Annotated in this window: 26 protein-coding genes; 7 read left to right on the top strand and 19 right to left on the bottom strand. The window is 61.3% G+C overall.

Features of this window, described 5'->3' with window-relative positions; genetic code table 11:
* Positions 1 to 94: 94 nt before the first annotated feature.
* The 3 genes from ACIQTZ_RS03125 to ACIQTZ_RS03115 are packed head-to-tail and all read right to left on the bottom strand — an operon-like array spanning position 95 to position 2146.
* On the bottom strand, positions 95 to 823 hold the full coding sequence (locus ACIQTZ_RS03125; protein WP_402977432.1) for a biotin/lipoate A/B protein ligase family protein: 729 nt from the start codon (positions 821 to 823) through the stop codon (positions 95 to 97).
* Complete coding sequence (locus ACIQTZ_RS03120) at positions 823 to 1626, bottom strand: thioesterase family protein (RefSeq protein WP_402977429.1); 804 nt, start codon at positions 1624 to 1626, stop codon at positions 823 to 825. The genes ACIQTZ_RS03125 and ACIQTZ_RS03120 overlap by 1 nt, the downstream gene beginning before the upstream one ends.
* A gap of 31 nt (positions 1627 to 1657) precedes the next feature.
* Entirely contained in the window at positions 1658 to 2146 is a 489-nt protein-coding gene (locus tag ACIQTZ_RS03115; RefSeq protein ID WP_402977426.1) for a DedA family protein, read from the bottom strand.
* A gap of 98 nt (positions 2147 to 2244) precedes the next feature.
* Here ACIQTZ_RS03115 and ACIQTZ_RS03110 point away from each other — a divergent pair, with 98 nt between their 5' ends.
* Entirely contained in the window at positions 2245 to 3195 is a 951-nt protein-coding gene (locus ACIQTZ_RS03110) for a hypothetical protein (protein ID WP_402977424.1), read from the top strand.
* On the opposite strand, the gene ACIQTZ_RS03105 is transcribed toward ACIQTZ_RS03110, so the two are convergent.
* Together ACIQTZ_RS03105 and ACIQTZ_RS03100 are read right to left on the bottom strand one after the other, a co-directional pair.
* A complete protein-coding gene (locus ACIQTZ_RS03105) occupies positions 3192 to 4700 on the bottom strand; it encodes an FAD-dependent oxidoreductase (RefSeq protein WP_402942955.1) in 1509 nt (502 codons plus the stop codon). The two genes, ACIQTZ_RS03110 and ACIQTZ_RS03105, sit on opposite strands and share 4 nt — an antisense overlap.
* A 76-nt stretch (positions 4701 to 4776) precedes the next feature.
* On the bottom strand, positions 4777 to 5274 hold the full coding sequence (locus ACIQTZ_RS03100) for a DNA alkylation repair protein (RefSeq protein WP_402977421.1): 498 nt from the start codon (positions 5272 to 5274) through the stop codon (positions 4777 to 4779).
* Positions 5275 to 5337: 63 nt separating this feature from the next.
* Here ACIQTZ_RS03100 and ACIQTZ_RS03095 point away from each other — a divergent pair, with 63 nt between their 5' ends.
* The gene (locus ACIQTZ_RS03095) at positions 5338 to 6429 is read left to right on the top strand and encodes a YhcG family protein (protein WP_402942961.1); all 1092 of its coding nucleotides are present in this window, start codon (positions 5338 to 5340) and stop codon (positions 6427 to 6429) included.
* Between the two features lie 2 nt (positions 6430 to 6431).
* Here the strand turns inward: ACIQTZ_RS03095 and ACIQTZ_RS03090 are convergent, their stop codons facing one another.
* A complete protein-coding gene (locus ACIQTZ_RS03090; RefSeq protein ID WP_402977419.1) occupies positions 6432 to 7397 on the bottom strand; it encodes a dienelactone hydrolase family protein in 966 nt (321 codons plus the stop codon).
* A gap of 602 nt (positions 7398 to 7999) precedes the next feature.
* Between ACIQTZ_RS03090 and ACIQTZ_RS03085 the strand changes: the two genes are divergently transcribed.
* Together ACIQTZ_RS03085 and ACIQTZ_RS03080 are read left to right on the top strand one after the other, a co-directional pair.
* Positions 8000 to 9574: a hypothetical protein gene (locus ACIQTZ_RS03085; protein ID WP_402977416.1), complete on the top strand. Its 1575-nt coding sequence runs from the start codon at positions 8000 to 8002 to the stop codon at positions 9572 to 9574.
* Positions 9571 to 10803, top strand: a complete 1233-nt coding sequence (locus ACIQTZ_RS03080) for a hypothetical protein (RefSeq protein WP_402977413.1) — start codon at positions 9571 to 9573, stop codon at positions 10801 to 10803. The genes ACIQTZ_RS03085 and ACIQTZ_RS03080 overlap by 4 nt, the downstream gene beginning before the upstream one ends.
* Positions 10804 to 10862: 59 nt before the next feature.
* Here ACIQTZ_RS03080 and nrdF read toward each other — a convergent pair whose 3' ends face one another.
* From nrdF to nrdH, 5 genes are read right to left on the bottom strand one after another with little or no spacing between them, the layout of a single operon-like run.
* Complete coding sequence (nrdF, locus tag ACIQTZ_RS03075; protein ID WP_397321585.1) at positions 10863 to 11837, bottom strand: class 1b ribonucleoside-diphosphate reductase subunit beta; 975 nt, start codon at positions 11835 to 11837, stop codon at positions 10863 to 10865.
* Entirely contained in the window at positions 11834 to 12628 is a 795-nt protein-coding gene (locus ACIQTZ_RS03070; protein ID WP_402977410.1) for an NUMOD3 domain-containing DNA-binding protein, read from the bottom strand. Before ACIQTZ_RS03070 ends, nrdF begins: the two co-directional genes overlap by 4 nt.
* Before the next feature lie 15 nt (positions 12629 to 12643).
* The gene (gene nrdE / locus ACIQTZ_RS03065) at positions 12644 to 14785 is read right to left on the bottom strand and encodes a class 1b ribonucleoside-diphosphate reductase subunit alpha (RefSeq protein WP_402977956.1); all 2142 of its coding nucleotides are present in this window, start codon (positions 14783 to 14785) and stop codon (positions 12644 to 12646) included.
* 11 nt (positions 14786 to 14796) lie between these two features.
* Entirely contained in the window at positions 14797 to 15267 is a 471-nt protein-coding gene (gene nrdI / locus ACIQTZ_RS03060) for a class Ib ribonucleoside-diphosphate reductase assembly flavoprotein NrdI (RefSeq protein ID WP_402977407.1), read from the bottom strand.
* Positions 15268 to 15327: 60 nt separating this feature from the next.
* A complete protein-coding gene (gene nrdH / locus ACIQTZ_RS03055) occupies positions 15328 to 15573 on the bottom strand; it encodes a glutaredoxin-like protein NrdH (RefSeq protein ID WP_402977404.1) in 246 nt (81 codons plus the stop codon).
* A 396-nt stretch (positions 15574 to 15969) separates the two neighbouring features.
* Here nrdH and ACIQTZ_RS03050 point away from each other — a divergent pair, with 396 nt between their 5' ends.
* Positions 15970 to 16935 carry a LysR family transcriptional regulator gene (locus ACIQTZ_RS03050; protein WP_400331842.1) on the top strand — a complete coding sequence of 322 codons (966 nt, stop codon included), beginning with the start codon at positions 15970 to 15972 and terminating at the stop codon, positions 16933 to 16935.
* Between the two features lie 50 nt (positions 16936 to 16985).
* A complete protein-coding gene (locus tag ACIQTZ_RS03045; protein WP_400331840.1) occupies positions 16986 to 17489 on the top strand; it encodes a DUF2004 domain-containing protein in 504 nt (167 codons plus the stop codon).
* A 55-nt stretch (positions 17490 to 17544) separates the two neighbouring features.
* On the opposite strand, the gene ACIQTZ_RS03040 is transcribed toward ACIQTZ_RS03045, so the two are convergent.
* The 6 genes from ACIQTZ_RS03040 to ACIQTZ_RS03015 are packed head-to-tail and all read right to left on the bottom strand — an operon-like array spanning position 17545 to position 22596.
* Positions 17545 to 18267: a hypothetical protein gene (locus ACIQTZ_RS03040; protein ID WP_402977401.1), complete on the bottom strand. Its 723-nt coding sequence runs from the start codon at positions 18265 to 18267 to the stop codon at positions 17545 to 17547.
* Positions 18264 to 19262, bottom strand: coding sequence for a VWA domain-containing protein (locus ACIQTZ_RS03035; protein ID WP_402977398.1), 999 nt, complete (start codon positions 19260 to 19262; stop codon positions 18264 to 18266). The genes ACIQTZ_RS03040 and ACIQTZ_RS03035 overlap by 4 nt, the downstream gene beginning before the upstream one ends.
* Positions 19259 to 20242, bottom strand: coding sequence for a VWA domain-containing protein (locus tag ACIQTZ_RS03030; protein ID WP_402977395.1), 984 nt, complete (start codon positions 20240 to 20242; stop codon positions 19259 to 19261). The genes ACIQTZ_RS03035 and ACIQTZ_RS03030 overlap by 4 nt, the downstream gene beginning before the upstream one ends.
* Entirely contained in the window at positions 20233 to 20694 is a 462-nt protein-coding gene (locus tag ACIQTZ_RS03025; protein ID WP_402977392.1) for a hypothetical protein, read from the bottom strand. Before ACIQTZ_RS03025 ends, ACIQTZ_RS03030 begins: the two co-directional genes overlap by 10 nt.
* A complete protein-coding gene (locus ACIQTZ_RS03020; protein ID WP_402977390.1) occupies positions 20684 to 21580 on the bottom strand; it encodes a DUF58 domain-containing protein in 897 nt (298 codons plus the stop codon). The genes ACIQTZ_RS03025 and ACIQTZ_RS03020 overlap by 11 nt, the downstream gene beginning before the upstream one ends.
* Positions 21581 to 21588: 8 nt before the next feature.
* Complete coding sequence (locus ACIQTZ_RS03015) at positions 21589 to 22596, bottom strand: AAA family ATPase (RefSeq protein WP_400331822.1); 1008 nt, start codon at positions 22594 to 22596, stop codon at positions 21589 to 21591.
* Positions 22597 to 22717: 121 nt separating this feature from the next.
* On the opposite strand from ACIQTZ_RS03015, the gene ACIQTZ_RS03010 reads away from it, so the two are divergent.
* Positions 22718 to 22951, top strand: a complete 234-nt coding sequence (locus ACIQTZ_RS03010; protein WP_400331820.1) for a hypothetical protein — start codon at positions 22718 to 22720, stop codon at positions 22949 to 22951.
* Between the two features lie 16 nt (positions 22952 to 22967).
* On the opposite strand, the gene ACIQTZ_RS03005 is transcribed toward ACIQTZ_RS03010, so the two are convergent.
* Positions 22968 to 24164: an ROK family transcriptional regulator gene (locus ACIQTZ_RS03005; RefSeq protein WP_400331817.1), complete on the bottom strand. Its 1197-nt coding sequence runs from the start codon at positions 24162 to 24164 to the stop codon at positions 22968 to 22970.
* 234 nt (positions 24165 to 24398) lie between these two features.
* Positions 24399 to 25526 (bottom strand): class I SAM-dependent methyltransferase, encoded by a 1128-nt coding sequence (locus tag ACIQTZ_RS03000; protein WP_402977953.1) that lies wholly within the window; start codon positions 25524 to 25526, stop codon positions 24399 to 24401.
* Positions 25527 to 25610 lie beyond the last annotated feature (84 nt).

The raw sequence follows: 25610 nt of genomic DNA, 5'->3' as shown, positions 1-25610 counted from the left end.
CATTAGCCCTGGGGATCACCCTCCGGGACCGGCCGCCTGCCCGAATGCCGGGCGGCGGCCGGTTCCAGGCGGCATCTCGTGCCCGGAGCCCGTTTCAGGCGATAAGTGCCCCGAAGTCCCCTTCGACGACGTCAGCATAGGTGCCGTACGCCTGCACCACCGCATCCTCCACGGTGGCTACATCGAGGTGCGGAAGGAGGTCATTGGCGGCCCCGGCCGTGGCCGGATCCCATTCCAGGCCCAGGGCCTCGTAGCTAGCCGTGAGGACTTCACGGATGGGGGCGGAATTTTCCACCACAATGACCGAACTGAACAACCATCCCCCGGAGACGACGCGCTGCGCCGTGCCAATCAGCTTGATGCGGTGCGCCGGGAATACCGGATCTTCGCCGTGCACGCTGAACTCGCCCGGGCAGTACTCGCCGGGGATTTCGCCGACGGCGGCATGGACGCCCACGCTGCGCAGCGCACCGGCCAGCAACTCGCCGAATTCCGAGAAACGGGCTTTGGCTTTGACGATCGCATCAGGGTGCGGCTCAACATGGTCCACCACGAGTGTTCCTTGGTGGTAGGCGGCGGCGCGTCCGCCGGCCTTGCGGACCAGCGGCTCAAAACCCAGGTTCCGGCACGCTTCCTCCGCAGCCTTGAAACCGGAAAGATTCGCGTCCCGTTGCCCAAAGGCCACCGTGGGCTCCGGGCGGTAAAGACGCAAGGAAGGTGTGAGTTCACCCCTTCGTGCGCGTTGCAGCAATTCCAGCGCAAAGTCCAGGTCCTTGGCCGCGCCCAAGGTTTGGGGTTGCCGGTAGACAGTGAGGGCGGCCATCAGCTCTTCCTCAGGGTCAGGATCTGTTCGGCCCTGCCGAACGGACCATCCAGATCATGGAGCACGGTGGAGGTCAGGCCGATGCCGTCGGCGCCGAAGGACACTTTGTTGTCCAGGCCAAGCCACTCGCCGGCCGGTTCCCTGTACATATGGATCTGCAGGTCGACGTTGGGAAAGATGTAGCTGTTCTCCCCTGGCGGCACCCTGGCTGCGATGCCGTTGGCCGTGTCCACCAGGCCCATCAGGCGTGCCAGGTCGCTGCTGTCTTCCTGGTCAGTCAACGGATGCATGGTGCGGATCCAGACCCTTCCCGAGCCCGGCCGGTGCCCCTCGGCCATGCGCATCTCCAAGGAGCGGATATAACCGCCTGGCCAAACGCTGGCACCGTCCCACGGCTTGCATTCGTCCGGGGAGGGCATGCCCTCATCCTCGACAGCCGCGACGGCACTGGTATCACTGGTCACCATGCGCCAGGCCGTTGCACGGATGGCCGGGCGGCCGGCGGCCACCAGTTCGGCCTGGATCAGTTCGATGGTGCGGCCCGGCCGCAGAGTGGAGGTAATCACCTGGAACTCACCGCCGGGGATCAGGCCAAGGATTTCGTAGCTGATCCGCGCCATCCGGACATCGCTTCGTGGTTCGTGGCGGACCAGGGCGTCAGCGATGATGCCCGAGGCCGGGGCCATGTGCTGCTCGTGGGGGTTCCAGGCGCCTTGGGCGTGGATGGTTGAGCGGTACCGGCCATCACCCAACGATTCGTAGTAGAAATCGCCTTCCGCCAGTTCCGGTAATGCAGTAGTCAAGCCGAACCTTTCGCCGATGCAGCAGTAGAACTCAGACCACTGTATCCGCAGATTTGGCCGCTGCCCGACGCCGCCGGGCCATGACGATGACTACCACGAGGATTGCGACGGCGGCGATGGCCACTGCCGCTCCCACCGGCGACGCAGCGGCTACCGCCAACCACGCTTCCAAGGCGGCCAGCCCGATGGTCGCGTAGAGCACCGCCCACAGCACCGAACCAACAATGGCCGCCGGCACGTATCGCCGAAGCGGCATCCGCGCGGCACCTGCTGCGAGGTTCACGGCCGTTTGGAGGCCGATGGTGAGGAAGGAAACCACGACGGCGTAGGGTCCCCAGCGCCGGATCAGCGCCTGGGCACGGGCTGCTTTGGGGTTTTCCAACGAGGCCCCGAAGCGGGTGTGGGCAAACCCTGCCACGGCTCCCCGGCCCAGCCAGTAGGTGGCATTGACACGGATCATGACAATGGCGAAGAGCGCCGCGAGCGCGACGCCGAAGGGCAAGCTCATGATCTGGTCCACGTGACTTAGGCTACCCTAAGCCGAGGTGGGCCGCCGACCCGACGCCGCGTAGCTGGTATCCAGCCGGCTAACCAGGACAAGGACCCTAGGATAAGGGCATGGACCTCAGCGATGCCGCCCAGGAGTTGTATGCCGTGCTGCCGCGCGACTTCACCGCCCGGCGAACGGCCTTGGCCCGGGAAGCCAAGGACTCAGGAAACAAGGACCTGGCCAAAGAGATCATTGCCTTGCCAAAGCCGGCCGCCGGTGCCTGGGCCATCAACATACTGGCCGTCAACAAGCCCGAGGTGATTGACGGCGTCGTACGCTTTGGTGTTGCGCTGCGCCATGCGCAGGAGGAGGGCGACGCCGAAGCGTTCCGTGAACTGGGACAGCGGCGCCAGGCCGAACTGGCCACGGCGGTGAAAGCCGCGAAGGACCTGGCCGGTGAGTTGGGAGCCGGGCTGAGCGCGGCGGCCGCTGCCGACGTCGAGCAGACCATCCGCGCGGCGATGTCCGACGCCGGGGCTGCCGCGGCCGTTGTTACTGGCCGGCTGGTTCGCGGGCTCAGCAGCAGCGGTTTCGAAGCGGTGGACCTCAGCGGCGCGATCGCCGCGGGCAGTCCCGAAGATACGGTTCCCCGCCAACCGGAACCGGACCCGCGTCCGCAGCCCGCAAGGAAGCCCGCGCCGCAAACCCCGGCGAAGGCGAAGGCCAAGGCTCCCGGGGAAGACGCGACGTCGCTGGCCGAGCGCCGTGCCGCCAAACGGCAAGCCGCCCTCACCGAAGCAACAGCCGACTACGAAACCGCCGACAAAGAAGCGCGCGGAGCCGAAGAAACGGCCAACGGGACCTGGGAGGCAGTCAAGGCGCTGGAGCGCCGACGCAAGGAAGTTCGGTCAAACCTTGAGGATGCCAAGAAGCGCCTGGCATCGCTTGAAGCCGAACTGATCGGCATCACCCGGGATGCCGAAGCCGCGGAATCAACCAACAAACAGGCCGTCCGAACCGCAACGCAAAAGCGGCGCGCAGCCGATCAGGCAAAGCGCCGGCTTGAACGGCTGGGTTAGTCCTTCTCTTTGGCCGGAGGTTTTTGCAGGTTGTGCGTGGCGGGTCCTTCCAAGTACTTTCCCTCGGGAGTGAACCGGGAGCCGTGCAGCGGGCAATCCCACGATTTCTCGGCATCGTTCCAGGTCAACAGCCCACCCAGGTGGGCGCAACTGGCAGACACCATGCACACGTTGCCATCCACCGTGGATACTGCCGCGGGTTCGCCCTTGTACAGCCCCACCACTCCCTTGCCTTCCGGCGGCCTGGTCTCCCCGGTGATTTCAGGGTTCCTTTTCACCCGCGCCCGGTCATCGATCATCCGCTTTGCCGTTGAGGCGTTCAGGCGGATGGCCTCCGCGGCGCCCTGCGGATGGGTGACCCTGTGGTGGATGGTGGTTGCCCAGTCCGAATGACCGCCCAGGATGTCTGCGGTAACGGACAGCGCCGCGGCCACACCATTGCTCATGCCCCACTTGTTGTAACCCGTGGCGAACAGGATCCGGCCGTGCCCCCGGGGCAGCTTGCCGAAGAACGGCATCAGGTTGGTAGCCCGGTAGTCCTGGGCAGACCACGTGTGCGTGACTTCACCGCCGGGATAGTGCTGATGCGCCCACGCCAGCAAGGCCTCCACGTGGGACTTGGGGGACTTTGCCCGGCCTCCCGGGTGGCCGTAGCCACCCACCAGGAGCAACTCCCCCTGGTCCGTGGGAAAGGTCCGCTGCGAGCGCGTGGGCGGGTCAATGGACAAGTACATTGCGTCGGGAATTTTGCTGTCAGCGGGAAACCTCAGGGCCGCCGCGTAGGACCGGTTCGGCTCAAGCTTGGCGAAGTAGAGGCCGCGGTCCAGTATGGGGGTTCCTGTGGCCAGCACGACGGTGTCAGCTGTGAAGGAGCCCTTCCGCGTGGTGACCTCCAGGGGCTGGCCGGAACCGACGTTCTGCACCTGGACACCCTCGACCACCAGGCCGCCATGATCCCGGATGTCACGGACCAGGACCTCCAGCACGTCCATCGGGTTGACCTGGACCTGGTTCTCCAGTTCCAGGGCTTCCACCACATGGAACGGCAGGCCCGCATCCCTGCTGAAGTGGACATCCAAACCCGCGTCTCGCGATACCGCAGCTTCCTTCCGAAGCCGCTGGCCGCCGTCGTCGCTGGTTGCGAAAGTAACGGCGGTGCGCTGTTGGTACGCAATACCCTGCTGGTCCATGTACTGGGTAAGCCAAGCTTGTCCGCTCTTGTTGGCTTCGACGTACGCCTGCACCATCTTCAGCGAGTACTGGGCACGCAGGCTGGACAGGACTCCCCCTTGCAGGAGGCTCAGTTTGCCGGTGGTGTTTCCCGTGGTCACGGCACCCACCGTCCGGGCTTCGAAGACCGCCACCCGCTGCCCGGAACGGGAAAGCAACAGCGCAGCCACCAGGCCCGTCAATCCTGCACCGGCAACTATCGTGTCAAAGTGTTTCCCGTCGGGGAGCGGATCGGAGGTCATGCCGGCTTCGCGGTCCAGCCACAGCGATTTCATCAAACAACCTGCCTCTCAATCCATGAAAATTGACACCTGGCATGTGTTGGGGAAAACGCTAGGCCGGTCCTGGGGGCTAATCAAGGGGCGGCTGCCGGCCTGAGGCAAGCGCCGACGCCCGGCGCAGCGCCGGATCCGGGTCCTGCGCCCACCGCTCCAATACCTTCCCGGCTCTCTCCTTGGCTTGGCCCTGGAGCCGCTCAACCAGAGGACGGACCACATCAAGGGCGAGGGGATCGGCCAGATTCCCGGTTCCGGCCTGCCTGAGGAAGCCTTCAATACGGGTGAGGTCAGTGTTGACCAGTACGCCCACCTTGGTTTGCAGGAGGACCACCGCCGCCAGCCTCCGTTCGAAGACGGGCGTGGACCACAACTCTGAGCTGAGGGCCGTGATGTCGTCATGGCCCAGGTCTTTGTAGCGCTTGAGCGCGTCCCGGACCGTCCCGCGGACCGCCCCCACCGAGGCACCGTACACTTGAACGCCGTCCCCGGCGCGCTCACGGTTTTCGTAGGCCTTCTCCCACGAGGACTCCCGTTGCAGGGTGTAGTCCACGAATTCGCCGGCATCGCTCACGCCCCTATTCTGTCAGTGCCTCCTCCTAGCGTGGTTCCCGCCAGCAAATCGACAGGAGACACCATGCCGTCGCAAGACCTCGTTACCGATGCCGCCTCCTTCCCGGGGGTGCCTGCTGCTTCCTCCATGCCCGACTGGTACCCGGCGCTGTTGAACACCGTTGCCAAGGAGGTCCGCGCCGGGCGGACGCGGGCCCAGGCTGCGGCCAACGGTGAGTTGCTGGCTTCCTACTGGAGCATCGGGAAGCACCTTGCCGAGCGCGAATCCGAACAAGGGTGGGGCGCCAAGGTGGTCACGCGCTTGTCGGCGGACATCCGCACCCGGTTCCCGGAAGCCAAGGGCTTCTCCCCCAGGAACCTCCGCTACATGAAGAGCTTCGCCCAGGCCTGGCCGGACTACCCAATGTTGCAAGCGCCGCTTGCAACATTGCCGTGGTACCACCAGATCGCCCTCCTGGAAAAGCTCGACGACGGCGCCACGCGGCTTTGGTACGCCGCGGCAGCTGCTGCCCATGGCTGGTCACGCAACGTGATGGTGCACCAGATCGCCACACGCCTGCACGAGCGCTCCGGCCAGGCCATCACCAACTTCGCCTCAACCATGGTTCCGGCTGATTCGGACCTCGCGCAGCAGGCCACCAAGGATCCCTACGTCTTCGATTTCCTCTCCATGACCGAACGGCACACCGAACGGGACCTCGAGCTGCAATTGGTGAAGCACGTGGAAAAGTTCCTGCTGGAACTGGGGCAGGGATTCGCGTTCGTGGGCGAGCAGGTGCGGCTGGAGATCAGCGGGGACGAATTCTTTGCCGACCTGCTCTTCTACCATCTGAAACTGCGCTGCTACATGGTGATCGAGCTGAAAGCCGTGAAGTTCGAGCCCGGTTTCCTCGGCCAGCTGGGCATGTACATGGCAGCCGTGGACGACCTCATGGCGCACCCGGACGACAAGCCCACCATCGGCCTGCTCCTGTGCAAGGAGAAAAACAGCGTGGTGGCCGAGTACGCGCTGCGCGGCTTCAACACTCCCATCGGCATCGCCGAGTGGCGGACCTCCTTGGCCGATTCCCTGCCCGATGACCTGGTTTCCAGCCTGCCGAGCATCGAGACGTTGGAAGCGGAGTTGGCCAGCGAGGCTGAACGGCTTGGTGGCTAGGATCAGACGTTGTCCTTGAACCACTGCAAGGTATCGTTCCAGGCCGCGGTGGCCTGTGCCTCTACATAGCGGTCGCTGGTGTCGTTATGGAAGGCATGGTCCACGCCCGGGTAGACCTTGAGCTGGTGTTTGACGGTGGTCTTGTCCAACGCTTCCTTGAGTTGCGGCATGGGGCCGGTGATCCGTGCGTCCTTCTCCGCGTACACTCCGTACACCGCAGGCTTAATGCCCGGGACCTTCGCAAGGTCCGGGGCGGGTCCGTAGAACGCGCTGGTCGCCTTCAGTCCTTGGATCTCAGTACTTGACTGCCACGTAATGCCTCCGCCGAAGCAGAAGCCCACCATGGCGATACGACCCTGATCCACGAAGTCCTGGCCGTTGAGGTAATCGAACGCGGCTTTGAAGTCGTTCACGTGCCGCTGAGCTCCGGCATTCGTCAAAGCCCCGGGAACCGCGTCCGGATCCATGGTTGCCGTACCGCCCTCCCGGCTCAGCAAGTCCAAGGCCAGGGCAGCGTAACCCTCCTTGGCGAAGCGGCGCGCAACGTCCTGGATGTGCGGGGTCAGCCCGCGGTTCTCGTGGCAGATCAGCACTGCCGGGCCTGGCTTGCCACCCTCTGGACGGGCCAGGTAGCCGCTGATGTCCGTCCCCGGGGCCGGGAACTTCACCGTTTCAGTGGTCAGTCCAGCTGCTCCTTCAGGTACGGAGAGCGGGCTCTTGGCGTTCGGCACGGCAGTAGTACTCGTTCCGGACACCGTAGACGCGTTGGGGGTTGGCATGGGAGTTCCGTTCCGGGGCACCTCCTCAGGCGTGCAGCCAACCAGGGTCATGGCAGCGGCGGCAGCTGTCATGCTGCCCATGATGAATGCGACCCGCCTGGTAAAGGTGTGGTGCGACATCTCGCCGGCACGGTAGTCGTCGTAGAACTCTTCGATCAGGTACTTTTCGAACTTCTCTAGCTGGGTCATGGCGTTTGTCCTCCCCTGAATGCCACAAATCCTCCCCTGATGTAAGGACGCGGACAAGGGGTGGGTGGTTCAACTCGAGGTTCGAGGGAGCAACCGACGCCGTGACTTGGCGGGCCGAAGGCTCGTGTTTCAGTTGGTCGGGTTTCGTGCTCACCAGCCGGGCTTATTTTGTCAGTGCCTCCTGGCAGAGTGTGAATATGAAGCACGGCGCCACCCTCCGCGATGAAGAGGGACTGACTGGTCTATCAGTAGCGGGTTATTGAGGATATGAATTGGTGGTGGATCACTCCCTGTTGAGCCTGGATGAATATTCCTTGGCGTTGGATATGCGAAGGACGAATCGGCCGTCAAGATTGCGGATCGAGCCATCGCACGCGAGTTCCTGTTCGCAACGCTCGACACGACGTTCAAGCTACAGGACGGACCGCAATGACCCGCCGGCAACATACCACTGTCCAACAATCGATTGCCCATAGACTTCGGATAGCCACCCGAGACGCACCTAAGGCCAATCAGGCCAGTGATGGAGCAGGAAAATTCTCACACTGAACGAGGAAGGCACATAACATGAATCCTATGAATGCATTGGAGAACAAAGATCAGTGACCGAATTCTTGCCCTCACTCAAAAGACAGCCCTTCACTCTCCGTCACGAACCCACGCTCAATTTTGTCAAGAAATTATGTGCAGACTATCCTGCGGCAGAATTTCACAGAAAATTACTCCGAGAACTTGGTTGCGACTTCTCATATGCGGCTAAAGATAAGTCTACAGGATGCTGGCATACCGTAATAGAACTCAACAGCACGTTACAGGGACTGCTCGGCATGAACAAAGGCTTTCAACTAACATATACCCCCTTTCACGAACTACAATCCAGAACGATTGAATCGATGATAGATCAGCGCATCGACAGGGAACGAAGTGACAGCCTCTATTTGTTGCACACCCCAGACATTCTTGGTCAACGAAAAGTTGACAATTGGTCTTTTCGAAAAACATATTCAGTTATAGTCATGCCTAGTGGCGGGCAACCAAAGGACGTCGCACTTGAACTATTGCGACGAATCGTCGAAGCATCCTCGAGAAACAATCCCTACGAACGAACAACTCCCGTATCTGGAGTAGAATTTTTTGGGCGATCGGAGACTATTCGAAGCCTTTCCAATGAGATCCGTAGTGGCTATGTTTGCGGGCTTTTTGGTCTGAGAAAGACCGGAAAAACAAGCCTGCTAAGCGAACTAGGCCGGCTCTTCCAACTCGGCGATCCCGAGAACAGCCTCTATATCCTACAGGACCTAGAAGTTTTACCCAGTAATCCTCAGATGAAAATACCCGAACTGATAAGCTCTTTAGCCAATCAATTACAAATTGACTTCAAAAAGCAGGGGATGAGAACCCAAGAGCTTTCCCTAATTACTAAGAGTTCTACAGCGGGCGATCTTAGACAGGCAATTGAAGCTTCACTCCGAAAAGGGGTTGGAACCGAGAAGATGGTGGTATTGGCGCTCGATGAAGTTGAGTCTCTAGTCTCCACTGATACCAGCGATCATGGTACGCAAAATGAAGTTCCCGAGATACTGGGAGCACTCAGGGCTCTTGTTCAAGAGAACAAGAACTTCAATGTTGTTCTTTCAGGAATTACTACATCTCCAATCATGAGTCCAACCCTTTTCGGCAGAGAAAATCCACTGTTCGCGTGGGCAAAGCCAACGTTTGTAGCTGAGATCACAAAGGGCGAATCAGATCGCATGATCTCCGAACTAGGCTCCCGCATGGCGGTGCGATGGACACCGGCAGCGCTGGAATCAATCTATCGGACGACTGGTGGCCAGGTCTTCTTGACGCGGTCTTTCGCAGGCTATATCGCCTCAACACTCGGGGACGAAATAACGAATCGGCTCATTAGCGAAACGAAGGTAAAGGATAGTTTCCGGAGTTGGCGGCGAACCGCCCTTCAACTTGTCGACGGCATGATAGACAGCCTAAACCGCTTCTATCCCACGGAATTATCTCTACTACATCTTGGATTGGATACTTCCTTTGACGAATTAGAGGACGACTTCACTGCCGAGATTTCCAATCTTATAAACCTTGGAGTCCTAGTTGATTCACCCGCCGGACTTGAACTCTCGTCATGGACTAAGCTCGGTTCGAAGGTGAAAGTCAGCGAATGATGAAAATCCCTTGGTACTCTCATTTGATAGCGCGAGCCACCACCAAAAAGCACCTCTTTTGGCATTCGACGGACGCTGTCCTGGCATGTGACCCAGCAACGAGCCTCAAGCAGTCCGTCGAAGATGGAATAGTCCTGGAAGTGATCGACTGCCAGAGTTTGCCGATAACATCCAGCGCAGATTTAGATGACCAGGTCATCAGGGCAATCACTTGTGACGTATTGGTTGTCCTTAACTTTGACGCATTACTGACATTGCACCACGGACTAGTTTGGATGCGGCAACTCCGCCCGGCCGTCATGCAACTTATGGACTCGGGTACTCGCCTAATTGTAGCCAGCAGAAGACCTCAATCCGACTTTCCAGCACTTGACGGCAGCGGCCTAGCAACAGACTGCATTCAGTACAGTCCGCCTGTTTTAGACGGAAAGCTATTCGAGGGCCATCTAGCCGAAGATCGGATGAAAGGCATACTCGCTCTTTCGAGGGGGTTAATTGGACCTGCATCCGAGATCATATCTGAAGGCATAGAGTTGTCTGGTTTTAGATCCACATCTGCGGCAGTTATATTCAATCGCAGAATTACGTCTTCTATTATCCAGTGCGGTCCTGAAGTTGTGTCTTGGCTTGACAAGGAAGTTCTCGTTGCCAAGAGGCGGACTAATCCATATGGTGCCGTTCCTCCGAAGATTATTTCGATACTTCAAGGGGCGGGTTTGGGCAAGACGAATGTGCTTACTGATGATTTTGAAATCCTGCCTGGCGTCCCCGACGATGATCTGTATGAATTGATAGAGGGAGCCGAGCGGAGTTTCCTTGCTGCGCCGGACCAATGGAAAGATGCGGCGTCGGCGTTGTTCACTTTCGAACGCTCCGCTCGCAAAGCTTTAATCAATCATGCTGGCGATCGAACTACGCTGAATAGCGCTTTGGCCGCTCTTAACGACAAAATTCGCAATAACTTCAAGGCAGAATATGGTTGCGCACCACCACCATTGGCTGACATTCGAAACCCAACACGCCTGATCGATCTGTCAGATCTCCTGGACGTCTTAGCCGAGGTTGCAGGAAGCGCACGCATCGGCGGTCTGAGCTCTGCACAGTGGCGGAAGGCAAAGAGCGATCTGCTGCCTTTGCGCAATAAAATTCAGCACATGCGGCTACCGTCCGTTGGGGATCGAGACACTATCGAAACGTACAATCGGCGTCTGGCCTTAAACCTTAGTTAGATTGGGCTGTAGCCAAGCCCAACTTTGTAGGGCTTGGCTACAGCGTTGAGGCCAGCATTCTAGAACTCCCAGTCTTCGTCCTCCGTGTTCACTGCCTTGCCGATCACGTAGGAGGAGCCCGAGCCGGAGAAGAAGTCGTGGTTCTCGTCGGCGTTCGGGGAAAGGGCGGAGAGGATGGCCGGGTTCACGTCGGTGACGGATGCCGGGAACATGGCCTCGTAGCCCAGGTTCATGAGGGCCTTGTTGGCGTTGTAGTGCAGGAACTTCTTGACGTCCTCGGCCAGGCCAACACCGTCGTAGAGGTCGTGGGTGTACTGGACTTCGTTTTCGTACAGTTCGAAGAGGAGCTCGAAGGTGTAGTCCTTGATTTCCTGCTTGCGGGCCTCGGAAACCTTCTCCAGGCCCTTCTGGAACTTGTAGCCGATGTAGTAACCGTGCACGGCCTCGTCACGGATGATGAGACGGATGAGGTCGGCCGTGTTGGTGAGCTTGGCGCGCGAGGACCAGTACATGGGCAGGTAGAAGCCCGAGTAGAAGAGGAAGCTCTCAAGCAGGGTCGAGGCAACCTTGCGCTTGAGGGGATCGTCGCCCTGGTAGTAGTCCATGACGATCTGGGCCTTCTTCTGCAGGTTCTCGTTTTCGAGCGACCAGCGGAAGGCGTCGTCAATCTCCTTGGTGGAGCACAGGGTGGAGAAAATGGACGAGTACGACTTGGCGTGCACCGACTCCATGAAGGCGATGTTGGTGTACACGGCTTCTTCGTGCGGGGTCAGCGCATCCGGGATCAAGGAGACCGCGCCCACCGTGCCCTGGATGGTGTCCAGCAAGGTGAGGCCGGTGAAGACACGCATGGTGAGCTGCTGCTCTTGCGGCGTCAGCGTGTGCCACGACTGGACGTCGTTGGACAGCGGCACTTTCTCCGGCAGCCAGAAGTTGTTGACCAGGCGGTTCCAGACTTCCACGTCTTTGTCGTCCTGGATCTTGTTCCAGTTGATGGCCTCGACGTGGCTCAGGAGCTTCACTTTCTCAGTCATTTGTCGTTTTCACTTTCTCGCATGAGCTTGGCTTGTGCTGCATCGTCGATGCAATGCTGACAGGTGGACTTCACGATGCCCTTGTTAGTGTGATGGCGGGTGTGGGCGCTTCGGCGGCTGGATGGCTTTGATACACCTCTACGTGCCGCTGACATCTTGGCTCGCGTCTCGGCGCTGGCCGTCTTTCCGTAGTTTGGGTTGCCTTCGCCCGTGAAGGCTTCGGAAAGCGCCTTACGTGCCTCTGCCGAGATGGTGTGCCCGAAGCCTGGATGATCCCGACCGTACCTCCCAAAATTAGGATTGTCCGGTCCCACAAACGTGCCCTTGCGCTCCTCTGCCCACTTCTGACGCTGCTCCGGCGAATGTGACATGCCAAAGAATGGATTCTCCTCACCGAATCGGCTCAGACCTTTGCGCCCTTTGGACCGAAGACGAGCGGCATCACGCATTTCATCCGTCCAGACCACTCCGGTCGGGCCCAGCCCACCATCTGAGAGATTCAGGAGACGATCACCTTGGCTTCTCAAGTATGCAATCCAGTCAATCTCGGCCTGTCCAAGCTGATCCAGTCCTTCGAGCCAATCGAGTTCATCGGCTATCAGGTCTGCGGGATTCTGTTTTCTGACCCAGTCGTAGAACGGAGTTTTGCGGCCTTGAGCCGCAACCCTGAGATGTTGGTGGAACCGACGGCTGGCGGTCTTGGTCGTAATTCCGACATAGCGGTACTCGACCTCGCGTCGAAGCCTGATGCCATAGACCAAGCCGCCTGTCGCCGTCGTAATCCCTTTCATCTCAAAGCACCACCGTCATAGGGCACATGAAACACAGCCCTCCACCTCGGTGCCCTCAAGAGCCATCTGGCGGAGACGGATGTAGTAGAGCGTCTTGATGCCCTTGCGCCATGCGTAGATCTGGGCCTTGTTGATGTCCCGCGTGGTGGCGGTGTCCTTGAAGAACAGCGTCAGGGACAAGCCCTGGTCGACGTGCTGCGTGGCAGCGGCGTAGGTGTCGATGATCTTCTCGTAGCCGATCTCGTACGCGTCCTGGTAGTACTCCAGGTTGTCGTTGGTCAGGTACGGAGCCGGGTAGTAGACGCGGCCGATCTTGCCTTCCTTGCGGATTTCGATCTTGGCGGCCACCGGGTGGATCGACGAGGTGGAGTTGTTGATGTAGCTGATGGAACCGGTGGGCGGAACAGCCTGGAGGTTCTGGTTGTAGATGCCGTGCTCCATGACCGAGGCCTTGAGTTCGCGCCAGTCGTCCTGGGTAGGAATCTGGTGGCCGGCGAACAGTTCACGGACACGCTCGGTTTCCGGAGCCCATTCCTGTTCGGTGTACTTGTCGAAGAACTCGCCGCTTGCGTACTTGGAGTTTTCGAAGCCGCCGAAGGTCTGGCCCGTTTCGATGGCCAGCTTGTTGGAGGCACGCAGGGCGTGGAACAGCACGGTGTAGAAGTAGATGTTGGTGAAGTCCAACCCCTCTTCGGAACCGTAGTGGACGTGCTCACGGGCAAGGTAGCCGTGCAGGTTCATCTGGCCAAGGCCGATTGCGTGGCTCTGGGCGTTGCCCTGGGCAATCGAGGGCACCGAGTTGATGTAGGACATGTCCGAGACCGCGCTGAGCGCACGGATGGAGGTCTCGATCGACAGGCCGAAGTCCGGCGAGTCCATGGTCTTCGCGATGTTCATGGAACCGAGGTTGCAGGAGATGTCCTTGCCCACGGTTTCGTAGTTCAGGTCCTCGCTGTAAATGGACGGCGTGGAAACCTGCAGGATCTCCGAGCACAGGTTGCTCATGGTGATTTTGCCGTCGATCGGGTTGGCCCGGTTCACCGTGTCCTCGAACATGATGTAGGGGTAGCCGGACTCGAACTGGATCTCGGCGAGCGTCTGGAAGAACTCGCGGGCGTTGATCTTGGACTTCTTGATCCGGGAATCGTCCACCATCTCGTAGTACTTCTCCGTCACGGAGATGTCGGAGAAGGGCACACCGTAAACGCGCTCAACGTCGTACGGCGAGAAGAGGTACATGTCCTCGTTCTTCTTGGCGAGCTCGAACGTGATGTCCGGAATCACCACGCCCAAGGAGAGGGTCTTGATGCGGATCTTCTCGTCGGCGTTCTCGCGCTTGGTGTCCAGGAAGCGGTAGATGTCCGGGTGGTGGGCGTGCAGGTACACGGCACCTGCACCCTGGCGGGCACCGAGCTGGTTGGCGTAGGAGAAGCTGTCTTCGAGGAGCTTCATCACGGGGATCACGCCGGAGGACTGGTTTTCGATCTGCTTGATCGGGGCACCGTGCTCGCGGATGTTGGTCAGTGAGAGGGCAACGCCGCCACCGCGCTTGGAAAGCTGCAGAGCCGAGTTGATGCCACGGGCGATCGACTCCATGTTGTCCTCGATACGGAGGAGGAAGCAGGAAACGAGTTCGCCGCGCTGCGCCTTGCCGGCATTAAGGAACGTGGGGGTAGCCGGCTGGAAGCGTCCGTCGATGATCTCGTCCACCAGGCGGATGGCGAGTTCTTCGTTGCCGCGGCCAAGGTGGAGGGCCACCATGCAGACGCGGTCTTCGTAGCGCTCGAGGAAGCGCTTGCCGTCGAAAGTCTTCAAGGTGTAGGAGGTGTAGAACTTGAAGGCGCCGAGGAAGGTCTCGAAGCGGAACTTCTTCTTGTACGCCCGGTTGAAGAGGTCGCGGATGAAGTTCATGGTGTACTGGTCCAGCGTTTCGCGCTCGTAGTACTGGTTCTTCACCAGGTAGTCGAGCTTCTCTTCCAGGTCATGGAAGAACACCGTGTTGTTGTTCACGTGCTGCAGGAAGTACTGGTGAGCAGCTTCGCGGTCTGCCTCGAACTGGATCTCGCCATTGGCGCCATACAGGTTCAGCATCGCGTTGAGCTCGTGATAGCCAAGGCCTTTATAGGCCTCCGGCAGTGGCTTCTTGGCCGTGTCCACAGTGCCCCCGGTTACTTCTGTTTCTGCGACAGTCGTGTCCAAAACTTTTCCAATCCTTGATTGACCCGGTCGACGTCTTCGGGCGTCCCCATGAGTTCAAACCTGTAGAGATGCGGCACCTTGCACTTGGCGGCGATGATGTCCCCGGCTGCGCAATAGTTGTCCGCGAAGTTGGTGTTCCCCGCCCCGATAACACCGCGGATCAGTTCCCTGTTCCGCGGGTTGTTCAGAAACTTGATGACCTGCTTGGGCACGGAGCCTTCGCCGTTGGTGCCGCCATAGGTGGGCAGGACGAGGACGAAGGGTTCAAGGGCCTGAAGCTGTGCATCCTGGGCATAAAGCGGAATGCGTGCGGCATCCCGGCCCAGTTTCTGGACAAAGCGCTTGGTGTTTTCGGAGGTGGAGGAAAAGTAGATGAGGTGACTCCTGGTGGTGACAGCTTCCGTGGTGTTGCGTACGGTGGCCGCTGCCAGCGGTGCCATGGGAGTCACCTCGACTACATAGGAATTCTTTGTCTGTTGTGGCGTCGTAGTTGACGAACCTTAGGCCACGGAGGAGGAAACGGTCTGCGCCAGCTCCTCGATCTTGTCCGGGCGGAATCCGGACCAGTGGTCCTGCTCGGTTACCACGACCGGTGCCTGCATGTAACCCAGTGCCTTCAGACGCTCAAGGGCCTCGGCATCCTGGGAGATGTCGACACTCTGGTAGACGATGCCCTTCTTGTCGAGCGCCCGGTAGGTTGCGTTGCACTGAACACAGGCCGGCTTCGTGTAAACCGTTACGGTCATGATCCCTGTCCCCTTAGTTGAAGTCTGTTGCTCTTCGTATCTGGCGGGCTCAACCGGAACCATGTACTGCATCCGATGACGACCCGCGGGCTGCCGTGACAGCCAACACGCTCTGTTTGGTCTTGTGCTGGTTTCCCGCTCAATCCGTAAATCGATACTACATGTAGTGCAAGCACCTCGCCGGAACCCCAAGATGATGTATTACAAGTATGTCATTCAATCCACCGGTCGTCCACAGGCAGGCGGCCTCAAAATGTCCGTAATTCCGCCAAAGTGAGAGATGAAATCCACACCCTGTGGACTACTTAGCCACATTAAATCTCCCGCGTGTCGCCGGCTCCCGGCGTGTCGTGACAGTTTGAAAAATGTGGCGTGGCGAACAGCTAAAATCCTCTGATGGTCAATCTTCTCCACCTCCGGACCCTGCTGGAGGTCACCCGGCTGGGATCCTTCGCGGCCGCCGCCACCCAGCTTGGCTACACGGCTTCTGCCGTCTCCCAGCAAATGGCCGCGTTGGAACGGGACACGGGCGTTGAACTGTTCCAACGCTCAGCCCGGAGCGTGGTGCCGACCGAGGCGGCAGTCACCATGACCCGCCATGCTTCCAAGGTCCTCACGGATGTGGAAGCGCTCATGGCTGCTGCGTCCAGGACCAACGATGCGCCGGCACAGGAGCTCCGGCTTGGCATCTTCCCCAGCCTGGCAACCTATGTCCTGCCGGACATCCTGCGGAACGATCGCTGGAACGGCCTGGGGATCGAGCTCAAAGTCTCCGTCGCCGAGCCTGCCCAGACCATCCAGGGACTGCGGACCGGAGGTGAACTCGACGTTGCCCTCGTCTACCAGGTGGGCCAGTCCGGCTTGGCCTGGCCGCACTCCCTGGAACGCCAGTGGATCGGCGATGACAATTTCCGCGTGGTGCTCCCTGCTTCCTGGAAGATCCGCGAAGACGCGGAGATCGAAGCGGCGCACCTTTCGGACATGCCGTGGATCGTGCACCACCCAGGCACCAGCGACGCCCTGGTGATCGAGCGTCTCTTCGCCAGTTGCAATCTGCACCCCCGGGTAGTGGCCTACAGTGACGACTTCCACGCGAGCCTCGAAATGACGGCAGCCGGACTGGGTGCCTCGCTGGTTCCGGAACTGGCGCTGCGGAACCGGCCATCCGGCGTCGTGGTCCTTGACGTGCCGGACATCCGGCTGGCGCGCAACGTGTTCGCACTGCTCATCAACGAGAAACGCACAGCGCAGGTTCAGCTCTTTACCCAGCTCCTTGCGGACACCTTGAAGGGAACGTCCGGAAAGGCGGGACTGCCGCCGCTCAAACCAGCACCGTCGAAGGCTCCGCAGCGGCGGCGGTGAAATAACCGCAAGTGCTGGAACCCTCTGGTTGATGGGGTTAGATTGATCACATGGGCAAGGTAGCGAGCAAGCATTTCGGGGAAATCGAGCTCAATCACGGGCGTGAACACTGCTTCGTGGCCAAACACGAAATAGCCGGGAACGCCCTGGAGCTGGACCTTAATGTCACGGCGCACGACCATTTCGACGAGGCAGCACTGCACAAGGTGGACTATCGCCTCAGGTTCCTCCCGGAGCTGGTGGACCAGGTCCGGGAGATGATCGCCGACGAACTGGACCAGGACGGTACCAACCCCCAACAGTTCCTGCACTTCCACAGCACCCAGCTCAAGGAGGAGCAGCTGGAATCGGTCTTCGGAGTCAGGGACAAGACCCAACTCACCAACGACGTCTTCCTCAAAGCCCTCAGGCTCGGCCACGTAGCGATCTATCCGGGCCAGCCTGAACGCTACTTTGTGCTCGACTTCACGTTGGGCTCGCATTTCACGGACGAAACCTTGGTGGTCTCCGCCGATGAAGACGGCGTGGTGGACGACGAGATCGTCTGGGAGTAGGCCTTAACGCCCGACGGCGGCCGGTTACCTTTTTCACCAGGGTCTTACCAGGGTTTTACCAGGGCCGATCCACGCCTGGGTCGTCGGGGCCACGGAGGTACCGATCACGGTCCTGGCCTTCGGTCCGCTCACTCTGTGCCTTCCGGGCGCTCTCCTGCAACTGCTGGAGTTGGTCCTGTTGCTGGACAGAAGGCTGCCCGGATCCTTGGTCTTTCGATGGCGATTCGCCGGAGTGGGAAGTTTTCTTGGCTTCGAGGCGCTCCCCCGCCGCATCCAGCCGTTGGCCTTCACCCTCCCTGTTGCCCGGCCCGTCCTCGTGGCAGGACCCCGGAGCTTCCTGCACCACCTCCAAGGCCTCCGCATACAGGGCGGCTGCCTGGGGATCCCGGGAAGACGCAGCGGAGTCTCCCAGCTTCTCGATGCTCAGGGCAAGGTTGACCCGGATCCTGCATTCGTCGTCCCCCGGCCCGGCCTGGAGCGCTTTCGTGAAATCGCTGCGGGCCGAGATGAAGTCACCGGCCAGTACGTGCGCGTCTCCGGAGGCAACCAAGGCTTTATGCGGCTCCAGGACATTGGCGAACAAGAGCCCGCCTGCAGCATCCGAAAGCCCGTGTTGGTTTCCCGCTGCGAATGCTTCCGCCGCTGCGCCACCCAAGGCTCCGACGCTCAGCAGCTTCGCAGCGACAGCGAGCGCAGCGAGGGCAGCCGGGGCGGACCACCACGCCAGGCGACGCTTCCGGTGTCGAGCGTTGCTTGCTTCCGTACCTTGACGAGTCACCGGACGAGCCCCCGTTCCCGCGTTCCGGACCCCCGCAGGGCCCTCAGGGCTGTCGCGTGCCGGAACGGCTCCTGCACCAGGATCAGGAAAGCTGCCAATGCCAACAGCCAGTACAGTTCCAAGCGTCCGGATCCGTCGTCGGAAACCGCGACAAGCACGCCGGGTTTGGCCTTCCCGAGCATCTCTTCGGTTCCCCCGCTTCCCGTACGGTGCACGTACGGGACGCCGAGTTGGGTGGCGATGGTCCTCAAGGCGTCCTCGTCGATCTTCGAGACGGCTACCTCAGCGTTCTTGTCCTTCACGTATCCGCCCTTCGGGTCCGAGGGGTCCTTCATCCTGCCACCGTCCGAAGTTCCATAGCCGAGTACCGCTCCCCCGTTGACTACCGAGGGATCAAGCGGCAGGCGTTCAGGCCCCGACGCTGCCGTGTTCTCACCGTCCCCGGCATAGAACACCACCGCAGGACGCCCGGGGTGCTTTTCCTTCGCCGCGGCGAGCTGTTTCTTCAGCAGCGCACCGGCTTCGGTGATACTGCTGCCAGCGGCGTAGCGGGGGTTCTGCGGTTGCAGGGTGGCCACAGCCGTCTGGAGCGCCGTGGCGTCCTGGCTCAACGGCATGCGCACGGTCGCCCCGCTGTCAAAGGTGATCAGGGAGAACTTGGCGCCGGCGAGTTCCTTGGCCACGCCCAGCACATCCTCTTGGACGCCCGCAAGGCGCATCCCGCTTCCGCGATAGTCCTCCGCTGCCATGCTGGTGCTGGTATCCACCACGAAGAAAACATCCAGGTCGGTCACTGCGGTCCGGCCGCCGTCACCGGGCCAGCCCGGGCGGAGGGCGGCGACAAGCAAAAGCACGACGGCGGCCGCCCGGAGCGCCGTCTGGCGCACCAGAGGCTGGGGCTGCTTCCGGGTAAACACGGTCCAGGCGACGAACGCAACCACGGCAACTCCGGCAAGCGCGATGAACGGCCAGGGAATGATAGGGGCCAGCGTCATAGGCGCGACCGCCAACCAAGCAGCAACAGACCCGCGCCGGACACCAGGGCAAGGCTCAAAGGCCACGCGGGCGCGTCGGCAATCACGGCCTGCGGCGCCTTGAGGTAACCCGCGGCCTCAGTCTCCTCCACCGTTGCAACGATCCCTGGGACGGCGTCCGGGCTGTCCAGCGTGTAATAGCTCCCACCGGTTGCTTCGGCGGCCGCCCGCAACTGTGCCCCCGGCTGGTCTTCGGCCCCGCCGTAATCCAGGTCCCCCGGATTCAGGGCATACACTTTCACGTCCTTGCCTTTGGCCAGCTCACTGGCCTGCTCCAGCGTGAAAATCGGGTCCCCGGACAGGAAATTGTCCGTGGCAAAGATCACTGACCGCGAGCGCCGGGCGTCTCCAGTGCCGGGCGGCGTATCAGGAAAAGCCTGCACGCAGGATGCCAGCCCGTCACCGATCAGAGACGATCCTCCCCTGCTCCAGGTGCCATCGAAGAAGGACCCAGCACCGCTGTCCAAGGCTTTCCTGGCCTCGGCAAGTTGCCCGGCCACGTAGTCGTAGTCATCCGTCAGCGGGAACAGGTGAACGCTGCTGCTGTCGAAAATCACCATGCCGATGCGCTCGCCGTCGAATTCCCGCGCAAGCTGCTCGAAGACTGCAGCCAGGGCAGCGTCGGTACTGGTCATGGAACCGGAGACGTCTAGGCAAAGGACGATGTCGCGGTTCCTGGCTTCGGGTTGCTCCGTGGTGCGTTGGGCGGGCCGGGCCGCTGCCGTCACCGTGGCGCCGAGGAAGACCGAGGCAAGCACCAGCGCCACGATCAAGGATGTGCGGTGCCTGCCGAGGGCCCGTTGGTACTCCGGCAAGGCCGTCAGACGGTCGCCATGGGCCACCAGGCGGGAAACCTCTTGCCGGTGCCTGCGGTAGAGGAACCAAACGACAACGACGACAGCCGCCGCTGCCGGGACAATCCACCAGGACATCAATTCCATGCGCGCACCGCCTGCCGTGCGGCTGCGGCGGAGTCCTGGACCGTGCGGCCACTGACGGGCTCAAACTCTGCAGGATAGATGCCTGCTATCCCATCGACGAACGGTTCCAGGCCGTGCCTGCGCAACTCATCCAGCGTCATGGAGGTGGCCGGCTTTCCTGTCGCGTGCCCGGCGAATTCCCGCACAAGGAAGCTCAACCGTTGGTGTGCGGCGCGCTCGGGCAGCCGTCCGGCGTCGGCATCGGCCACCACGGAATCTATCGCTTGCAGGCAAGAGGTCCGTAAACCCGCCAGGTCCCTGGGGATCACCGGCTGGGTCCCGCGTGTCCGCTCGCGTCGGGGCCAGAAGAGAAAGACATACCAGGCGGCCACCACCAGCAAGACCAACACACCCATCCATAACCACGCCTGGCTGTAGGAAAGGGGACCGTAGAATCCGGAGTTATCCTGCACGTTTGGCCTTCCCGGACTTGTGCCTCTCCAACAAGGCGAACACCGAGGACACCATCTCGCCGCTGCTGCCCACTTGCTCCTCGGCGATCCCCAGCCGCCGGAAGACGTCCCGGCGTTGTGCGTCACGCCTGGCCATGGCCGCCGCATAGGCCTGCCGGACTTCGCTGCTGTCCACCAGCGCCTTAGGAATGGCGAATCCTTGCCCAACATCCCGGCTTGACCGGCCCCGTTCTTCTCCTGCAAGGTCGGCGTCCTTGATGGTGATCCAGAGAACCTCATGGCGCACCCTCAACCGGCGGAGCAACTCCTCAGTCCGTGCGTCCGGCAGGAACTCATCGGCCACCCCCACCACAAGGAGCCGCCCCTTCAGGTACCTCAACGCGTAGTCGAGCTGCCCTGCCAGTGCGCTCGCTGGCCCTTCGGGGCGCACGGCTTCCTGCACCTCGCGCAACAGCCGTTCGAGATGGTGTTCGCCGGAACGCGGCGGGAGGTAGCGGGTGGCTTCGACCGAACCATGGAGGAGGCCGACGTCGTCACCGTGGCGGCAGGCGAGGTAGCCCACAACTCCTGCGGCCTGGATGGCGAGGTCCACTTTGGCTTCCCCGGAAGCCGCTTCGGCGGCCATGGTCCGCCCGGTGTCCACCAGCAAGAGGACGGAGTGGCGCCGGACTGCCGTGTAACGCTTCACCAGGGGTGAACCGTGCCGGGCGGTGGCTTTCCAGTCGATGTCTCGTACCTCATCCCCGGGAACATAGGAACGGAGGTCGTCGAAGTCCAGGCTGCGTCCCTTGAAGACCGAACCGTATTCCCCGTCAAGCAATGCGGTTGTTTTCCTATGGGCAAAGATGAACATCTTCGCCTTGACGCGTTGTAGCAGGCTGGGCACTGACGCCCCTAGGGTGTCTGCACCGACGCCAGGACTGCGTCAATGACTGTCTCCACGGCAACGCCTTCCACTACCGCATCAAAGCCAAGCACGATCCTGTGCCGAAGGACCCTGTGCGCCAGGCCCTTGACGTCTTCCGGTATGACGTGGTCGCGTCCGCTGAGCAGCGCGAGTGCCCGGGCAGCCTGGCTGAAGGCGATACTCGCGCGTGGACTTGCGCCGAACTCGATCAGCGAGGCCAGCTGCGGCTCAAGGTACTGCGCGGCATTCCGGGTGACGTAAGCCAGGCCCACGATGTACCGGACAATCGCCGGATCAATGTAGACGCGCCGCACCAGTTCCTGGACCTGGAGCACCGCGTCCAGCGACGCTGCAGCGGGAGGTTTCTGCCCGGAGTCGAACACGCCGGCGTCAATCCTGCGGATGACTTCGGCTTCCTCCGCCGGGCTCGGGTAATCAAGCACATCCTTGAGCATGAAGCGGTCCATCTGCGCCTCGGGCAACCTGTAGGTGCCCTCCTGCTCTATGGGGTTCTGCGTGGCCAGCACCAGGAAGGGCTGTGGCAGCGGATAGGACTCGCCCCCGATCGAAGTCTGCCGTTCCTGCATGGCTTCCAGCATGGCGCTCTGGGTCTTGGCGCTGGACCGGTTGATTTCGTCGAGCAGCACGATGTTGGCGTGGACAGGGCCCAGCTGCGTGACGAAGGTGCCCTTGGCGGCATCGAAGATCTGGGTTCCAGCGATGTCGCTGGGAAGCAGGTCGGGCGTACATTGGATCCGGCGGAAATCGGCGCTGACAGCCTCGGCCAAAGCATGCGCAGCAGTGGTCTTGGCCAATCCCGGAACGCTTTCCAAAAGGACGTGGCCGCTCGTCAGGAGACCGATCACCAGGGTTTCCCTCAACCGTTCCTGGCCCACTACCTTGGCTTCGAAACTACGGACGATACCGCCAACGAGTTGCTGCGCACGGGCCATATCCGGTGCATCGATCCCGGCTGTGGCGGTGTTTTGAAGCACTCGTTATCCCCTCGGTGGCGTTCGGTTTTCAGTTTGCCGCACCAGGTGTACGGCGCGGTCCTGCTTCCGGCCACTCTATCCAAGCCGCAACCGCCTTGGCCCGCAATGGGTACCCCTCCCCATGCGGACTTCGGAGGTCTATCCTTTTGCCATGCATCAGCTACCAGCCGCCTACCAGCAGTACCTCGACAGCCAGACCCAACACGTCAATGACGCCGTCCGGCCCGTATTACTCCAGTCTGCCGCGGACCAGCGCCACGGGGTACGGATCACCTACAACCACGGACCTACCGGTCATCAGGCCCACGTGGATGAGTCCATTCCGTACGGGGAGATCGTCGAAGACATCGACTGATCCCCGAGACAGAGCCTCAGCCTTCCAGTAGGAGCCTTTGCGCCCGGGGAGCCAGGGTGTGTTCCAGGACGAGGCATGCTGCCCCAATGGCGCCCACGTCCTCGCCTACGCCCGAGCCAACCACATCGATGCCGTGGATCATCCGGGCGGCACTGTTCTGCGCAATCAGCTGGGGTACGCTGCCCAGGAAGTACTTGGACATCCGGCCCCAGAACGGACCGCCGAACACCACGCGTTCAACGTCGAGGGTGTTCGTTACCACGGAAACCGCGCGGGCAACCAGGACGGCGGACTTCTCCAGGATGGCGATCGCCTTTTCGTCCCCGGCGTCCGCCTTGTCACACAGCATGGCATAGCGCTCCTGCACGGCCGGGCCATCCTCCTGGCCATGACCATCCAGGACACCGGCAGCCTCTGCTTCGGCCACCAGAACCTGCGGGATGCAGGAAGACTTCACGCAACCCCGTAGCCCGCAATCGCAGGGAGGGCCATCCGGATCCACAATGATGTGCCCAATCTCGCCCGCGTTGCCCGACGTACCCCGGACCACCTCGTCGTTGAGGACAAGGCCGCAGCCGATGCCGGTTCCCATGTACATGAAGACAAAACTGCCGGCCCCGCTCGCTCCACCAGCCCACGTCTCCGCAACGGCGGCGCTGGTGACATCCTTGTCCACCAGCGTCTCAAGGCCCGTGGCTTCGGTGAGGGCTTCACGGATGCGCACCCGGTTCCACCGGGTCAGCAACGGCGGCTCAACAACAGAACCTTCGTCAAGGTCGATCGGACCCGGCACGGCGACGCCCAGCCCGGCAATCTTTGACTGGTCCACGCCCGATTCCTCGATGAGCACCTGGATCTGCCCCGCGATGCTCGTAATGACTGCTGCCGGGTCGCCACCCGGGGTGGCCATACGCGAATGCCTGACCACATCCCCCAGCAGGTCCAGGACCACGAAGGTAATGACGGCCGGGTCCAGGTGGACACCCACGGCGTACATGCCGGATGGATTCAAGCGAAGGATGGTGCGGGGCTTGCCTGGACCGGTGCCTTCCTTACCTGCCTCGACAATGAGTTCCTGGTCCAGGAGGCGGCGGGAGATGTTGGAAATGGTCTGCGGCGACAACCCCACGATGTGTGCGAGTTCAACACGGCTGAGCCCTCCGGAAGACCGCCGGATAGCTTCCAGGATCACCGTCAGATTGAAGTCGCCCATACGGGGTAGGTTCGTTCCGCGCCTTGGTGCCGGCGTCCGGATCTCAGTCACGGATTCCCCTTGTCTTGAGAAACAAATTCCTTGAACTTCATCTGTGTCAGAATCGTACGTCACCCCCGCTCAGACGGGTATGTGCACACAACAACCGGAGCCAGGGGCAGATACCGACGACACTGAATTCTATGTGACGCCTGCGGCACTGACGTGTTTCATGACACGCCGGGCGTGCCGGGGTCAGGCCTTCCGGCTCCGTGTCACCGTGAACTTCGGGTTGCGGCCCTCCACCGTTGTTGGTCCGACGAGGCGTCCCAAAACCGGACGGTACTGCAGGTGGCTGTTGTAAACCGTCCAGAGTTCCCCGCCCGGGGCAAGCACGCGGGCTGCTGCGTCGAACATCTTGAGGGCGGCACCGGCGTGGACGCTGGCACCCAGATGGAAGGGAGGGTTCAGCAGGATAAGTTCCGCACTGCCGGAGTCGAACGAGGACATCGCATCGTCGTGAACCACCGTCACCCGTCCGTCCAGGCCATTGGCAGCAGCTGTTCCGCGGGCCGAGGCAACGGCGGCGGCGGACTGGTCCGTCGCCAGCACCCTGGACGCTGGAAAGCGGCGTGCATACATCGTGGCCAGGACCCCGGTACCACACCCAAGGTCCACCACTGTGCCGGCGGCCGGCATGCGGTCCAGGAAAGTCAGGAGGAAACGCGTGCCGATATCCAGCCGGGCCCCGGAGAACGCAGCTCCGTGGGCGCGGACATCCAGATCCAGTTCGGCCAGGTGTTCCAGGACCGGGTAAGGCGCGTTGCCAGCTGTGGCTATGGGTCCGCTGGCCTTCAGCACCCTGGATTTTTGGCGGGCATGTTGGGGTTGCACCGTCGAAAACGACTTCTCCAGCACAGTATTCATGCCCAGGCTCATGTGCTTCACGCGGCCACCGGCCAGCAGCACCGCGTCGGGCGCAGCGAAGCGGGCCACGGCGTCGGCAATTTCCTCCAGTTCCGCCAGCGACTTGGGCAACTGAAGAAGCACCAGGTTCGCGCCTGACAGCAGCTCCGCGCCGAGTTCGTGGACAGCGTACCGGTCCTCAAGGCCCGCTCCGCGGGCGTTGTGCCGCAGGGCCATGCGGCCGGTGAAGAGGTCCTGGTGGACACGGACATGGTCGACGCCCAGGCCCACCAGGGAACCGAGGGTGAGGGCTCCGTAGCGGTCGCCGATCACCACTACGCGGGTATCCGCTGCCAGCAGTTCGGCAGCGGTGTCCAGCAGGAGCCTGTCCGTCGCATCGTAGGCGTGCAGGTTGTCCGCCTCAACATCGGGAAAGCGCCCCAAGGTGCCGAACAGAGCATCCAACCCAGATAACATCACGGTGCTTTTCCTCTTTGCAGATGTAAGAAATTCGTACGCCAAAGTGTCTCGACTTCACGGTCGCTTGGGAGGAACGTGGTT

Source organism: Paenarthrobacter sp. NPDC090520 (genome assembly GCF_044769205.1).
In the GTDB taxonomy this organism is placed as follows: domain Bacteria; phylum Actinomycetota; class Actinomycetes; order Actinomycetales; family Micrococcaceae; genus Arthrobacter.
This window is presented reverse-complemented; position numbering and strand designations above follow the sequence as displayed.